At 68.4% G+C, this 14547-nt stretch carries 14 protein-coding genes; 9 read left to right on the top strand and 5 right to left on the bottom strand.

Translation table 11 applies throughout. From position 1 onward, the window contains the following. Window positions 1-27: 27 nt before the first annotated feature. Entirely contained in the window at window positions 28-1557 is a 1530-nt protein-coding gene (locus tag ACQPYH_RS14500; RefSeq protein WP_432891295.1) for an MFS transporter, read from the bottom strand. Between the two features lie 125 nt (window positions 1558-1682). Between ACQPYH_RS14500 and ACQPYH_RS14505 the strand changes: the two genes are divergently transcribed. Further along, complete coding sequence (locus tag ACQPYH_RS14505) at window positions 1683-2606, top strand: LysR substrate-binding domain-containing protein (RefSeq protein ID WP_432891298.1); 924 nt, start codon at window positions 1683-1685, stop codon at window positions 2604-2606. On the opposite strand, the gene ACQPYH_RS14510 is transcribed toward ACQPYH_RS14505, so the two are convergent. After that, window positions 2572-3375, bottom strand: coding sequence for a UbiA family prenyltransferase (locus ACQPYH_RS14510; protein WP_432891300.1), 804 nt, complete (start codon window positions 3373-3375; stop codon window positions 2572-2574). The genes ACQPYH_RS14505 and ACQPYH_RS14510 overlap by 35 nt on opposite strands. 18 nt (window positions 3376-3393) lie before the next feature. On the opposite strand from ACQPYH_RS14510, the gene ACQPYH_RS14515 reads away from it, so the two are divergent. Genes ACQPYH_RS14515 through ACQPYH_RS14525 form a run of 3 tightly spaced genes read left to right on the top strand, consistent with a single transcriptional unit; the run spans window position 3394 to window position 6286 of the window. Beyond that, the gene (locus tag ACQPYH_RS14515; RefSeq protein ID WP_432891302.1) at window positions 3394-4440 is read left to right on the top strand and encodes a type III polyketide synthase; all 1047 of its coding nucleotides are present in this window, start codon (window positions 3394-3396) and stop codon (window positions 4438-4440) included. After that, complete coding sequence (locus ACQPYH_RS14520; RefSeq protein ID WP_432891306.1) at window positions 4440-4967, top strand: isoprenylcysteine carboxyl methyltransferase family protein; 528 nt, start codon at window positions 4440-4442, stop codon at window positions 4965-4967. The genes ACQPYH_RS14515 and ACQPYH_RS14520 overlap by 1 nt, the downstream gene beginning before the upstream one ends. Continuing rightward, a complete protein-coding gene (locus ACQPYH_RS14525; protein WP_432891308.1) occupies window positions 4964-6286 on the top strand; it encodes an NAD(P)/FAD-dependent oxidoreductase in 1323 nt (440 codons plus the stop codon). Before ACQPYH_RS14520 ends, ACQPYH_RS14525 begins: the two co-directional genes overlap by 4 nt. Before the next feature lie 215 nt (window positions 6287-6501). Here the strand turns inward: ACQPYH_RS14525 and ACQPYH_RS14530 are convergent, their stop codons facing one another. After that, a complete protein-coding gene (locus ACQPYH_RS14530) occupies window positions 6502-8040 on the bottom strand; it encodes a PucR family transcriptional regulator (protein ID WP_432891311.1) in 1539 nt (512 codons plus the stop codon). Between the two features lie 90 nt (window positions 8041-8130). Between ACQPYH_RS14530 and ACQPYH_RS14535 the strand changes: the two genes are divergently transcribed. The 4 genes from ACQPYH_RS14535 (at window position 8131) to ACQPYH_RS14550 (ending at window position 11348) form a co-directional block, all read left to right on the top strand. Next, window positions 8131-9402: an NAD(P)/FAD-dependent oxidoreductase gene (locus ACQPYH_RS14535; RefSeq protein ID WP_432891314.1), complete on the top strand. Its 1272-nt coding sequence runs from the start codon at window positions 8131-8133 to the stop codon at window positions 9400-9402. A gap of 224 nt (window positions 9403-9626) precedes the next feature. Continuing rightward, window positions 9627-10028 (top strand): VOC family protein, encoded by a 402-nt coding sequence (locus ACQPYH_RS14540; RefSeq protein ID WP_432891317.1) that lies wholly within the window; start codon window positions 9627-9629, stop codon window positions 10026-10028. Continuing rightward, the gene (locus tag ACQPYH_RS14545) at window positions 10029-10463 is read left to right on the top strand and encodes a GNAT family N-acetyltransferase (RefSeq protein ID WP_432891320.1); all 435 of its coding nucleotides are present in this window, start codon (window positions 10029-10031) and stop codon (window positions 10461-10463) included. A 192-nt stretch (window positions 10464-10655) separates the two neighbouring features. Further along, window positions 10656-11348, top strand: coding sequence for a hypothetical protein (locus tag ACQPYH_RS14550; RefSeq protein ID WP_432891322.1), 693 nt, complete (start codon window positions 10656-10658; stop codon window positions 11346-11348). Window positions 11349-11366: 18 nt separating this feature from the next. Here the strand turns inward: ACQPYH_RS14550 and trxA are convergent, their stop codons facing one another. Both trxA and ACQPYH_RS14560 read right to left on the bottom strand, forming a co-directional pair. After that, window positions 11367-11756: a thioredoxin gene (gene trxA / locus ACQPYH_RS14555; RefSeq protein WP_432891325.1), complete on the bottom strand. Its 390-nt coding sequence runs from the start codon at window positions 11754-11756 to the stop codon at window positions 11367-11369. A gap of 151 nt (window positions 11757-11907) precedes the next feature. After that, entirely contained in the window at window positions 11908-12783 is an 876-nt protein-coding gene (locus ACQPYH_RS14560; protein ID WP_432891328.1) for an aldo/keto reductase, read from the bottom strand. A 773-nt stretch (window positions 12784-13556) separates the two neighbouring features. Between ACQPYH_RS14560 and ACQPYH_RS14565 the strand changes: the two genes are divergently transcribed. Continuing rightward, entirely contained in the window at window positions 13557-14519 is a 963-nt protein-coding gene (locus ACQPYH_RS14565) for a conjugal transfer protein (RefSeq protein WP_432891331.1), read from the top strand. Window positions 14520-14547 lie beyond the last annotated feature (28 nt).

The following is a 14547-nucleotide window of genomic DNA, read 5'->3' on the forward strand; positions in this document are numbered from 1 at the left end:
GGCAGCGTGCTCGCCCCCGCCTCGGAGTTACTGGTGGTGTTGCGGGCGGCGACGGGCGCGGCTCGGACGTAGGTGCGAGTCCATCCGGGCGTGCTGACGGCGGCCCAGGACGAACGGGCGCGACGTACGGGCGATGGGTGTGGCCGCCGGGGCAGCGAGCATGATCTCCGACTGCTGCAGGTTGAGCCGGACCGGGACCTGGTGCCACGGGGACCTGGTCCGGACGAGGACCAGCCGGAACCGGCCGTCCCGCCGCAGCCGCAGGCCGATCGCGATCGTCGCTACCGCCGGGATCAGCCCGGCGAGCAGCAGCGCCGATCGCGCCCCGAAGTGCTGTGCGAGGAACCCGACCGTCGGCCCGCCGATCGCGCCGCCCCCGATGAAGACCAGGTTGTAGATCCCGGAGACCCGGCCGCGCAGGCCGTCCGGAGTGGTCAACTGGACCATCGACTGGGCCGCGGTCAGGAACATCAGGGTCGCCATACCCATCGACGCGAGGACCGGGATGAACGTCCACAGCGACGGCTGGATCGCGGCGAGTACTTCGGTGATCGTCAGCAGGCACGCGATACCGATCAGGTTGCGCAGCCGGGTCGGCCGCACGCGGCGGGCCGACAGCAGCGCACCCGCCAGTGCGCCGAACGCGACGACCGAGTTCAGGATGCCGTACCCCGAAGCGCCGATCTGGAAGACCCGGTCGGCGAAGGCGGTCAACGTGACCGCCAGGCTGATCGTGAACATGCCGTAGATCCCGACGAGCGCGATTGCCCACCGCACGGCCGGCTCGTGGAACGCGTACCGCACGCCGTCGCGCAAGCCGTCCCGGATCCGGATCCCCGCGCTCGCCTTGCGGGCCGCGTGGTACCCGGGCATCTCGCTCTCCCGCATCCGCAGCAGCGCGCTGATCGAGGCGAAGAACGTGCAGGCGTTGATCGCGAACGCCCACGGCGTACCGAGCACGCCGAGCAGTACGCCGCCGAGCGCCGGCCCGATCATGCTGCCGAGCTGGAACGTCGACGACACCATGCTGATCGCGTTCCGCACGGTGTCGCGGGGGACGATCTCGGTGACGAACGACTGCCGGGTCGGGTTGTCGACCGCGGTCGCGAGGCCCAACACGAATGCCATCGAGTAGACGTGCCACACCTGGACATGGCCGGTGAACGCGACCGTGGCCAGTACGGCGGCACAGGTCCCGAAGGTGGTCTGGGTGGCGAGCAGGATCTTCCGCTTCGGGAAGCGGTCGGCGATCACACCGCCGAACAGGCCGAGCACGAGCGTCGGGGTGAACTGCAGCGCGGTGGTGATGCCGACCGCGGTGGCGCTCCCGGTGAGGGTGAGCACCAGCCAGTCCTGCGCGATGCGCTGGATCCAGCCGCCGGTCGAGACGACCAGCAGTCCGCTGACCAGGAGGCGGAAGTTACGGACCCGCAGCGCGCTGAACGTGTCCTTGAAGCCCGGGCGGCGCTGCGTCTCCCGGAACTCGGTGCGGTCGGTGGTGCGGTGGAGGTGGAAATCGGTGGACGGAACAGAACCGGAAGCGGCCCGGGTGGTCAAGAGCGATCCCTACGCGTGTGGACTGGTCAGGGGAGGACACCTCCATCCTCACGGTTCGGTACTGGATTCCCCCAGCGAATTACTCCTATTAGTCTTATAGCGTCACGTAATGAAGGGGTGAATCGATGTACGACCCGGACCAGCTGCGCACGTTCCTGGCGGTGGCGCAGTCGCTCAGCTTCACGCAGGCGGCCGAGCGGCTGGGCATCCGGCAGCCGACGGTGAGCCAACACGTCCGCAAACTCGAGGTGGCCGTCGGGCGACCGCTCTTCGTCCGTGACACCCGCACTGTCACCCTGACCGCGGACGGCGAGGCGATGGCCGGATTCGCCCGGACCATCCTGGCCGCGCACGAAGAGGCCGCCGGGTACTTCACCGGCTCCGAGCTGCGCGGCCGGCTGCGGTTCGGCGTGACCGACGACCTCGCGCTCACCCCGCTGCCGAAGATCCTCCGTGACTTCCGCCAGTTGTACCCGCGGATCGACCTCGAGCTGACCGTTGCCCAGAGCCCGAACCTGCTCCGCCGGGTCGAGTCAGGCCACCTCGACCTCGCCTACGTGAAGCACGGCGCCGGCGGCGGCTACGAGCCGAACGGCCGGCTGGTACGGCGTGACCCGCTCGTCTGGGCCGGCATCGCGGGGACCCGGATCGCGCCGGACGGACCGGTGCCGCTGGTCGCGTACCAGGCGCCGTCGCTGAGCCGGTCGCTCGGCGTGCAGTCGCTCGAACAGGCCGGCCGTACCTGCCGGATCACGTGCATCGTGCGCGGCGTCAACGGCGTACTCGCGGCTGTCCGGGCCGGGCTCGGGATCGCGATCTTCGCGCGGTCGCTGATGCCCGCGGACCTGGTCGAGCCGCCGCCGAGCGCGGGTCTGCCCGAGCTCCCGCCGATCGACCTGGTGCTGATCACGAACCCGCGGGCCGCGAAGGAGCCTGCCGAAGCGCTGACGGCAGCGATCCTCGGCAGCAACGCCCCGCTGAAGCCGGACGCCGTACTCGATCCGCAGGCGCCGGCTAGATCAGTGCGTCACCGCGCAACACCAGCGTGATGACGCTGACCGCGGCGATGGCGATCGTGACCAGGAACGGCGCGTTGCGCCAGAGCAGGATCGTGACGAGCAGCGCCGCGACGACGGCGAGCGCGATCCAGCCGACGACGCCGATCGCCCCGGCGGGCGCGATCACCAGCAGCCCGGTCGCGAGTGCGAGCGGGAGCGGAGCGAGCAGGCGGGCGTAGGACCCGAGCCGCTGCGGCCAGCCCCGTACGCCGGTCGCCAGGTCGTCGGCCAGGTCGGGCACGACGTTTGCCAAATGGGCACCGATCCCCAGGAGGGCGCCCGCCGCGGTGGCCCACCAGGGCGCCCAGACATCTGCGGTACCGAGCGTCACGAACGAGGGCAGCGCGCCGAACGCGACGGCGTACGGGAGCCAGGAAATCACGGTCGACTTGAGGCCCAGGTTGTACGCCCAGGCGCAGGCGACGAAGAGCAGATGAACCAGGCCGGCCGCGAGTCCGTTGGCAAGGGAGACCGGAATCGTGACGACCAGCATGATGCCGGCGCCGATCGCGAGTGTCCGGCGACTCACCAGTCCACGCACCACGGGCTTGTCCTGGCGGTTCACAATGGTGTCGCGGGCGGCATCAATCGCGTCATTGCTCCAGCCGATCGAGAGGTGGCCGGTGAGGATCGTTGCTGCGACGAGGAGACACCCGGCCGGACTTCGCCCGGCCGACCAGGCAACAGCCGTGACCAGAGCGGTCACGGCAACAGTCGGCCCGGGGTGGCAGGCGAGAGCCAGACCTTTGACGGTCTTCACCGACGTAACGATGCCACGATGACGCGGATCGCAGCGGTCCGGCCCGCGCTCCCGCCGTACCGCTATCCGCAGTCCGAGCTGACGGAGGCGTTCGCCTCGATCTGTCTGCCGGACGGCCGGAGCTCGGCGCTGCTGCGGCGGCTGCACGCGAACGCGGGGGTGTCTTATCGGCATCTCGCGTTGCCGCTGGAGCGCTACGCCGCTTTGAAGGACTTCGGTGAGGCGAACGACGAGTGGATCGCGGCGGCTGTCGAGCTCGGCGCGGAGGCGGTCGCGGGGGCGGTGAAGGATGCGGGGCTGGCGCTGGACGACGTCGACGTACTGATGTTCACGACGGTCACGGGGGTAGCCGCGCCGTCGATCGATGCCCGGGTGGCGATGCGGCTCGGGCTGCGGGAGGACGTGAAGCGGCTGCCGTTGTTCGGGCTCGGGTGCGTCGGGGGAGCGGCGGGGATTGCGCGGCTGCACGACTACCTGACGGCCTGGCCGACGCATGTCGCCGTACTGCTGTCGGTGGAGTTGTGCTCGTTGACGTTGCAGCGCGACGACGCCTCGCTGCCGAACCTGGTGGGTGGAGCGTTGTTCGGGGACGGCGCGGCCGCGGTGGTACTGACGGGGTCGGAGCATCCGCTCGCGTCCGGGCCGTCGGTGGTGGCGACGCGGTCGCGGCTGTACCCGGACTCGGAGCGGGTGATGGGGTGGGACATCGGGTCGGGCGGATTCCGGATCGTGCTCGGGGCGGATGTGCCTGAGGTGGTGCGCAAGTACCTGGGTGGCGACGTCCGGGGGTTCCTCGAGGACCACGGGCTGACCGTGCCGGAGATCGGTACGTGGGTGAGTCATCCGGGTGGGCCGAAGGTGCTGGATGCGGTGTCCGAGACGCTGGAGCTGCGACCGGGAGCGCTGGATCTGACCTGGACGTCGCTGGATGCGGTCGGCAACTTGTCGTCGTCCTCAGTGCTGCACGTCCTCGGTGACACTTTGAAACTGGATCCTTCAGGCATGGGTCTGCTCCTCGCGATGGGACCCGGTTTCTGTTCCGAGCTCGTACTGATGGAGTGGTGATGACGCAATCCCTGTGGTGGTACGTCGCCCTCGTCCTGCTGGTCGGACTGGAACGGGTCGCCGAGCTCGCGGTGTCGCTGAAGAACGCGAAGTGGAGTTTCGCCCACGGCGGCGTGGAGTTCGGCAAGGGGCACTACCCGTTCATGGTGGTGCTGCACACCGGGCTGCTGGCCGGGTGCCTGGTCGAGGCCATCACGTCGGGCCGGCCGTTCGATCCGAAGGTCGGGTGGGCGGCGCTGTTGATCGTGGTGCTCATGCAAGGACTGCGGTGGTGGTGCATCGCGGTGCTCGGGTACCAATGGAACACCCGAGTGATCGTCGTACCGGGGCTCACGCGGGTCACCCGTGGGCCGTATCGGTTCTTGCGGCATCCGAACTACGTCGCCGTGGTCGGTGAGGGGATCGCGCTGCCGTTGGTGCATTCGGCCTGGATCACCGCGATCGCGTTCACCCTGCTCAACGCACCGTTGCTGGCGATCCGGATCCGCACCGAAGAAACCGCGCTGAGCACAGTGCTCACTCGATGATCGATCTCCTCGTCGCCGGTGCCGGGCCGGCCGGCGCTGCCACCGCGATCCGGGCTGCTCTAGCGGGCCTGTCCGTAGTTGTTGTGGAGCCGCGTTCGGGTCCTATCGACAAGGCCTGCGGCGAAGGCATCGCCCACAGCGCCGTCGAATACCTGACCCGCCTGGGCGTGGAACTTTCCGGCCGCCCGTTCCACGGAATCCGCTACGTCGACGCCACCCACCAGGTAGACGCCCGCTTCACCGCCGGCCCCGGCCTCGGAGTACGCCGCACCACCCTCCAAGCCGCACTGCTGAAACGCCTGGCGGAGTTGGACGTCCCGGTAATCCACGACCGAGTAGGTCCCATAACCCAGAACACCACCTCCGTCACCGCGGCAGGCGTCGCAGCCCACTACCTAGCCGCCGCCGACGGTCTCCACTCACCCATCCGCCGCCAACTCGGCCTGTCTGACCCGAGCACCCGCCTCGCCACGCTCGCCTCCCGGTTGAGCCCGCTCGGCCAGCGCGAGGGCTCGCTCGACGCCCGCCGTGGCTCGCCCGCCTCCCACGTGAGCCCGCTCGGCCAGCGCGGGGGCTCGCTCGACGCCCGCCGGGGCTCGCCGCCCTCCGACGTGAGCCCGCTCGGCCAGCGCGGGGGCTCGCTCGGCGCCCGCCGGGGCTCGCCCGCCTCCGACGTGAGCCCGCTCGCCTCCCGCCTGGGCCCGCTTGCCTCCCGCGTGAGCCCGCTCGCGCCCCGCCCTTCTTCTTCCGCGCCGCACGGCGCCGCAGGCGGCGTGCGGCGCGGACTTCGGCAACACTTCGCGGTCGCGCCTTGGACCGACCTCGTCGAGGTCTACTGGTCTCGCCTTGGCGAGGCCTACGTGACCCCGGTGGCCGACGATCTGGTCGGCGTCGCCGTCCTGACCTCTAAGCGCGGCACCTTCGACTCGCATCTCGAGGCGTTTCCAGCTTTGAAGCGCCGCCTGCAATCAGCTCTTCCCGCGAGCGCCGTGATGGGCGCCGGCCCGCTTCGCCAGCGTGTGCACGCGCGTACGGCCGGCCGTGTCCTGCTGGTAGGTGACGCCGCCGGGTACGTCGACGCGCTGACCGGTGAAGGTATCGCCGTCGCCCTCCGCACCTCCGCCGAGCTCGTCGACTGCATCCGCGCCGACCGCCCGCAGGACTACGAAGCAGCCTGGCGCCGCGTCTCCTGGGAGTGCCGCCTGCTCACCGCATCGTTGCTCTGGGCCCGCAACCGTCCGCTGCTCGCCCCGCGCATCGTCCCCGCCGCCGCCGCGCTCCCCGGCGTCTACCGCACCATCGTCAACCGGTTGTCCTAGGCAACGGCCGGAAAAATACCGCAGGCCCGGCGATCGCTCAGACAATCGCCGGGCCTGCGTACGGCCCGAGCTTCCTGGTGAAAAGCTCGGACCCGAGCCGTTCCGGCCTCCTGGTGAAAGGCCGGACCGGCTGACAAGGAAGACTCTGTCAGCCGGATGTTGCCCAACAGTTGCCGGAATATGAAGCCTTGTTACACGCGGCTGTGGCGTACATCTCAGTGTTCGGTGCGTACGGCGGCAATTTGTAACTGCAACGCGAGCCGCTCCCGCGGATCCGAGAGATCCAGCTCCGCGATCTCCCCGATCCGCTTCATCCGATGCCGCAACGTGTTCGTATGCAGGTGCAACTCACGCGCCGCCCGCTGCGGCTGGCCCGGATAATCGAGCCACGCCTGCAACGTTTCCACGTATCCCGTGTCGTGGTCGATGTCGTGCCGCAGCAACGTCGCGAGCGGACCATCCAGCTTGGTGGTATCAAGCGACGTGACCGCTCGGTGAACAGTTAGCACGTGCCACGCCTCTTCGACCCGCAACGCCGGCCCGGGCGCGAGACCCCGCCGTACGAGACCGAGCAACTCGACCGCCTCGGCCCGCGAGCTCGGCAGATCGGCCGGACCGCGCGCCGGACCGCCGGCTGCCGCGTACGTGCCCGGTGCCTGCTCCTGCACAAGCTTCTGCAACCAGTTCCACGACCCTGGCCCGTCTGTGTCCGTGACGACAGCCAGCACCGTCCCATCCAGATCAGCAAGCTGCGGCTCACTCCACCCGTGCCGGCGCCCGGTCGACTCCCACAGATCCAGCTGCTGCGGTACGTCGTACCCGTCCGGCGAGCCGAGCGCCACCACCCGCCACGGCTGCCGCGGGAGCCGTACGTCGACTGGGCTGTCCGGTGAGAACTGCCGCAGGATCGTCCGCAGCCGGTCGATTGCACTCCGCCGCGCTACGTCGGCCTGAGCACGCAACCGCAACAGGTGCAATGCCAGCACGGATGCGGCGTTGCTGAGCTCCGCAGTGACCGCATCACTCACCGGACCGTCGACAACAGCCCAGATAGACCCCAGCCACTCACCACCAGCCCGGACCGGTACGACGAGCCGCGGGCGGATGCCATTCGGACCGTCCGGCACCAGGAACGGCTCGCTGGACCGCGCCAGCCGCCGAAAGATGCCACGGGCTCGGAAATGCGCAATCACCTCGGCCGGCACCCGACGGCCGACGATGGTGGACACACGGGTCGGGTCGGTGAAGTCCTGACCAGAGGAGTACGCCAACACCCGCGACTGGTTGTCCTCGATGGTCACTGGCGCGTCGACGATCGCTGCGGCCGCATCTGCCAGTGCGAACAGCTCCTGGTGTACTCCGGCGTCTCCAGCGGCAGGAGAGTCCGGTGCGGCGGCGCGGTCGATGACGCCACGCATCAGCCACACCACATGCGCCCACGTGACGCTCGGCTGCAGCGAGACAAGGGTGAGCCTGGTCTTTTCCGCAGCGCTGACCACGGTCGGCTCGTGGGCGAGCGCAGTACGCAGAACGACGCCGGACGAGCCGCTGGCCGCACAGCGCTCTACGAGCTCCACAGCGTCCTCTGCGTCGCGCAGACCGAGTCCGAGCACCAGATCGCCCGGCTGACCTGTCGCAGCCTCCTGCGGGTCAGCCAGGAACACGTCACGGACCTCGCTGTCGCCCTTGCCTGTCACCACCATCTCGAAGAGGGCGGGGCCGACGGCGGCAATCAGGTCAGGCGCGGTGATCACCAGGTTATTGTGCTCTCAGCACAGTCATTTGTCTCGTCAATGGTGTGATCGCACCATGACAGCCGCTCGCGGGGGCCGCACCATCGATACATGACCACAGCTGGTTCCGCAGTACCGCACATCGTTCCTGACCGCGTCGCCGTCGTCGGCGCGGGCATGGTCGGCCTGGCCACCGCCTGGTTCCTCCAGGAGGCCGGTGTCGAGGTGACCGTGCTCGACCGTGAAGGTGTCGCCGCGGGCGCGTCCTGGGGCAACGCAGGCTGGCTGACGCCCGGCCTGGCCACCCCGCTGCCGGAACCTGCGGTCCTCAAGTACGGCGTCCGTGCGGTGCTGAGCCCTGCCTCACCGGTGTATGTCCCGCCGACCGCGAGCCCGCGGCTCCTCAAGTTCCTCACCCGCTTCGCTCGCAACAGCACAGCCGGACGCTGGAAGACCGCGATGGAATCGCTGGTCCCGATCAACCGCCAGGCGCTGGACGCGTTCGACTTCCTGGCCAAGGCTGGCGTCGAGGCCCAGACGTACGAGGCCAAGTCGTTCCTGGCCGCGTACCGCACCGTCGAGGAGCGCAGCGTGCTGCTCGAGGAGATCGAGGCCATCCACGCCGCCGGCCAGGGCATCGAGTTCGAGGCGATCAGCGGTGACGACGCCCGCGCGATCGAGCCCTCGCTGTCCGACGAGATCGGGGCGGCGATCCGCCTGCACGGACAGCGGTTCATCAACCCCGGTGACTACGTCAAGTTGCTGGCCGACTCCGTGATCGCCCGCGGTGGGCAGATCATCAGCGGCGTCGTCGTGAAGGACATCGTGGACGAGATCCGCGGCGTCCGGCTGGTCACGGGCGACGGCGAGACCGACCCGTTCGACGCGGTCGTGATGGCGACCGGCGCGTGGCTGGGTGACCTGGCCCGGCAGTTCGGCGTTCGCACTGTCGTGCAGGCGGGTCGTGGGTACAGCTTCAGCGTGCCGATGGCGCACGTTCCGGCCGGCCCGGTGTACTTCCCGGCGCAGCGGATCGCCTGCACACCGCTGGGCGACCGGCTCCGCGTCGCCGGGATGATGGAGTTCCGCAAGCCTGAGGCGAAGCTCGACCCGCGCCGGATCGACGCGATCGTCGAGGCGGCCCGGCCGCTGCTGCGCGACGCCGACCTGGACGCCCGGACGTTCGAGTGGGTCGGTCCGCGGCCCTGTACTCCGGACGGCCTGCCGCTGATCGGCGCGACCGCATCACCGCGGGTCTTCGCGGCCGGCGGCCACGGTATGTGGGGCATCACCCTCGGCCCGATCACCGGTCAGCTGCTGGCCGAAACCATCACCACCGGCCGTGCGCCGGAGGAACTGCGGCCGTTCAACCCGCTCCGCTGACGAACCGGCGGGACCCCGACGACCTGGTCCCGCCATCCCGCTGACCGTCTCCTCGAGCAGCTCCTTTCGGTGACCCTCCTCGGGCAGCACCTCATCTGCCCGCACGACCTCGGCCACCACGTCGCCGCTCCGGTCAGCCCCGAGAGCGGGCCCTGGCGTCTTTCTCCTGCCCAGGGCCCGCTCTTTTCTGTTTTCTGTCGGTGGGCTGTGCGAGGGTTCCTGCCATGGTGCTCAGGTGGTACACGGTCGTGATCGACTGCCACGACGTCCGCAAGCAGGCGGCCTGGTGGGCCGAGGCGTTCGGCTGGAAGACGATCATCGAGACCGATGACGAGTGTGTGAATGTCCCGGGCTGGGTCGAGCGGGACAGCTTCCAGGACATTCCCTGGGAGCGGATCGGCCCCGGCATGGTGTTCGTCCCGGTGCCCGAGGGCAAGGCGGTGAAGAACCGGCTGCATCTGGATTTCGCACCGCACACGAGCCAGGATCGTGACGCCGAGATCGCCCGCCTGGAAGCGCTCGGCGCCCGCCGCGTGGACGTCGGACAACCCGAGGGCCCCAGCTGGACCGTCCTGGCAGACCCTGAAGGCAACGAGTTCTGCGTCCTCAGCTCACGCGACTTCTAGATGCCCGCCGACCTGACGATCCAGACCGAAGTACCGCCGTCCCGCATCCAAGAACTGACAGACCTGATGCGTACGGCGTGGTGGATGTCCGACCGCTCTCCCGCCGAGGTCACGCGCCTCCTCGAGCACTCGGACATCGTCACCACAGCGTCCCTTGCGGACCGCCTGGTCGGCTTTGCCCGCGTGCTCACCGACTACACGCACCTCGCCCTGGTGCTGGACGTGATCGTCGACGAGTCCCAACGCGGCTCCGGCCTGGGCGCCGCTTTGTTGGATGCCGTGGTCAACCATCCCAAGCTCGCCGACGTGCGCAGTCTCGAACTCGTCTGCCAGCCGGAGCTCATCCCGTTCTACCGACGGTGGGGATTCACGGACCAGGTCGGCGGCTCCACGCTCATGCGCCGTACGGCCGATGCCCGCCTGACCTCTTGCTGATAGCTGACGACACAGGCACGATCACCAGGACTCGCCAACGACGTACGGAGGCCCTGCCCGATGTCGGACGTGAACCAATCACCGCCTGGCCGTCCTGTGCCTTCCGCTCCACAGGGACCGCCCGCTCACCTCGCACCATCCAGCCGACCCGAAGCGCCTGCGTGGACCGTGAGGGCCAGGCCGGTGGTGGATGTGTCGTCGCGAATCCTCTGCCTGTTGATCGGCGGAGCGTTGCTCGTCGCCGGGCTCGTCGGACTGTTCACCGGCGTCGGCCAAGGACCGCTCATCACCGTTCTCGCGGCGGGTCTGCTGCTGGTGATCATGCCGTCGATCGTCGACAGGATCAGGCGCTTGAAGCTCGGCGAGTTCGAAGTACACCTCGTCCGGCAGATCGCCGCGACCGCACGGAAGACCGCCGGCACCCTGCAAGCCCTGGGCATGGAGAAGCAGCTCGACGCCTACGCGACCATCTACACCGAGTTGCGCGGGCCTGAGCTGAAGGCTGTCCGCGGCGAGATCCTCGACCGGATCGTCCAGCGCGTCGCGAACGCGTCCGCCGTGGAGAAGTTCGACAAGGACGAGGTCAGGGAGCTGTTCTTCACCGGCTCACCGATCGTCCGCGTCCTCGCCCTCGGCCTGATGGAGGGCGACCTGTCCCTCCTCGACAGCGAAGTACTGCACGAGGCGATCAGCAGATCGCTCACCGGCAACGAGCAGTACCACGCGCTGAAGATCGTCCGGAACGGCTGGGGCCGCCTCGGACCTGACGAACGCACCCGCCTGCTGACCGCGATCGACACCAACCGCCAGATCGGAGCCGGTCCGGACCGAAAGGCCGTGGCACAACAAATCCGGGAGCTCGCTGGGAGCTCCCGGATTGTTTGAACTGTTTGATGCAGTAGATCAGTGCGAGTGCGGCTCGCTGCCGTGCTCCGCCTCATGGGCGGCGATCTGCGCCTTGACCTCTTCCATGTCCACCGCGCGCAGCTGACCGATCAGGTCCTCCAGGCTCGCCGACGGCAGCGCACCGGCCTGCGAGTACAGGACGACGCCGTCACGGACCGCCATCAGCGTGGGGATCGACGAGATCTGGAAGGCCTGCGCCAGCTCGCCCTGAGCCTCGGTGTCGACCTTGCCGAACGTGATGTCGGCGTGCGTCTCGGACGACTTCTCATAGACCGGTCCGAACATCTTGCACGGGCCACACCACTCGGCCCAGAAATCCACCAGCACGAGACCGTCGCCACCGACCACCTCGTTGAAGTTGTCCTGGGTCAGCTCGACCGTTGCCACTACGACCTCCGAAAGTAGATGAGTACGACCTACTCAACACCGATCGGCCCCGGACTTGTTCCCGGCCCCTGACGGCACACGCCGGCCACTGTCGTACGCCGTAGGACAGTGACCGGAATGCGGAGTCTCGTATGTGACCTGGGCCACGTCGTCAGATGGGTGAGTCCACGAACGGTGACGCATAGTCCTGCACCTCACTGAGAATCGAGGCAGCCGCCTCGGGGGTGAGGTCGGCGCGCTCGCGCTCTGCAACAATCATTTGTTGCAGCAGCCGGGTCTCACCCGCAGTAGCCAGGCCGGTGATCTCCGGATGACCGTTGAGCAGCCACGCGGTGGCGGCGGTGATGTAGCGCTGCTCGTCGAACGGCCGGTACCACGTGTCGTACGCCTTCTGCTCGCCGTCCTGCCAGTTGCGGCGGGCAATCATCTTGATCGTCATCAGCGCCGCGTCCGACGCCTTCACGGCCTCGACCAGAGCTGCGTAGTCCTCGGCGTACTGCGGATCTGTCGACAGCTTGTAGTTCAACGGAGTCAGCACGCTGTCGAAATCGAACCGGCGCAGGCCCTCGGTGTGCACCGACGGCGCCTGCTCGGTGTGGCCGGTGATGCCGATCGCCCGGACCATACCTTCGTCCTTGGCCCGGATGGCGGCTTCCAGCGATCCGCCCTTGCCGGTGACGAGATCGAGGTTCTCCAGGTCGCACACCGCGTGCATCTGAATCAGATCCACGTGGTCGGTCTGGAGTCGCTCCAATGATCGGTTGATCTCGCTCCAGGCCTCCTCGACGGTCCGGCGGCCGGTCTTGGTGGCAAGGAAGATGCGGTCGCGGATCTCGGGCATCCGCGGTCCGAGCCGGAGCTCGGCGTCGCCGTAGTCGGCGGCCACGTCGAAGTGGTTGATGCCGGCATCCAGAGCTTCCTGGATCGAGGCATCGGCGCGGTCCTGGTCGACTCCGCCGAGCGACGCGGCGCCGTAGATCAGTACCGAGCTCTGGTGTCCGAGTCTGCCCAGTCGGCGAGTTTCCATCCTGGTCCTCCACGGGGTAGCAGGGTCACTCCGACCCTATGCCCGGAAGCGTCTTCGGCAAGCGGTTGTCCACAGGCGATTTTGACCCCCTCGCCACGGGAGAGTTTTCCACAGGCGGATCGCCGGATCGGTTACTATCTGTGATCAGTTGATGCATTCTTTACCATGTTGTTCGCACGGATATTCGAAACCTGTCTACGGCGTGTGGCATGGTGTGCGCTGCCCGGTCGACCTGAACGGTCATGAGAGAGGAGCTATGACGACCTTGCCTGAGGTGTCACCCTTGGCCGGTAATAGTGACGGTAAGGGTGACACAGCCCGCGAGCGGGGTAACAGTATGGCAGCGGGGAGCGATGGACCATCCGGATCCTGGGCTCAGGTCTCCCGGAGGACGGTTGCTTGCCGTATTCTCCCGGCTACTGTCCGCGTAACTGCTGTCTGAGGGGCGGGTAGGGATGAGTTGGTGGCGAACTGCACTGAATCTGCCGCCAAAAGGTGAGCACTGGTCCGACCAGCGGCGGACCAAGAAGCCGGGCAAGGGACGCCCGCAGAGCACCGCACCGGAGTGGTGGGACCACCCCAGTGGCCCGGTGTCACCGACCCCTCGCCAGGCGCAGGGCGTAGCGGCGCAGTACTCCGCTCCCCAGCAACAGGGGCCGCCTCCGCCAGGTGGCGTGATGGCGCCGCCCCGTCGGCCGGCACAGCGTCCTTCGGGTCCTTCAGGTCCTGCGGACGTGCCGCATCAGGACCCTGCGCACCGCACACCCGAACGTTTGAAACAGCGTTCCCCGCACGGCGCTCACGGTGCTCACGCTGCGCCGGGTCCGGCCCGCGAGGTGCTCGAGCCTGGACAGACGCCGTGGTCGACCGAGCCGGAGTCGTCGTTCTCCACCTGGGCAAGGCGATTCTTCCGCGGCCTCGTGGTCGTCGTACTGCTGCTGGCAGCCATCAGCGGCATCCGCTCCTGGATCAGCCCGAACCGGACGCCGGAGACCGTTGTCAGCGGGCAGAGCAGCTTCCCGGCGGACGAGTCACGTGCAATCGCGACGCGGTACGCCGTTTCGTACCTGACCTGGGACGAGGACAACCCTGACGCCCGTCCTGCGCAGATCGGTCTCGACCTCGCGTCCGGACTGGACAGTCGCGCAGGATGGAACGGTCGCGGCAAACAAACGGCTGACGTTGCATACCCGGGTCAGGTCACGCCCGACTCCAACGGTCTGACCGGAGTAGTCGATGTCCGGGTCCGGGTGCACACGTTTACGCGGCAGGGCAGGGGCTGGAAGGCCGGACCGATCACCTGGGAGCGCGTGTCGGTCCCGGTCGCCCGGACCGCGGCGCGAGTTGTGGCCAGCGGGCCGCCGACGTTCGTGCCGGACGTACGGGCAGCGCTGCCCGACAACATGCCCCAGGCAGGGGCGCCGGACGACGACCTGACCGCGGCGACGCAGAAGGACGCGGAGGCGTTCTTCGGTGCGTATGCGGAGTCGGACAACAAGGTGTCGGCAGTGACCGCGCCCGGCTCGACCATCCGCAGCCTGAACGGTGCGGTCAGGTTCGGCGCGCTCAAGGACTGGCAGGTCTACACGGGCAACGACGACGAGCGGCGGGCGACCGCGGCCGTCACCTGGGACGGGGCGGGGGACACCACCTTGGACCAGACGTACACGCTCACGTTGAGGCGTACTGTCGCCACCGACGGAGCACAACGATGGCAAGTGGCTGCCGTCGGATGAATCCAGCGACTGGCCATCGGATGACCGA

It is taken from the genome of Kribbella sp. CA-245084 (genome assembly GCF_050942355.1).
GTDB lineage: Bacteria > Actinomycetota > Actinomycetes > Propionibacteriales > Kribbellaceae > Kribbella.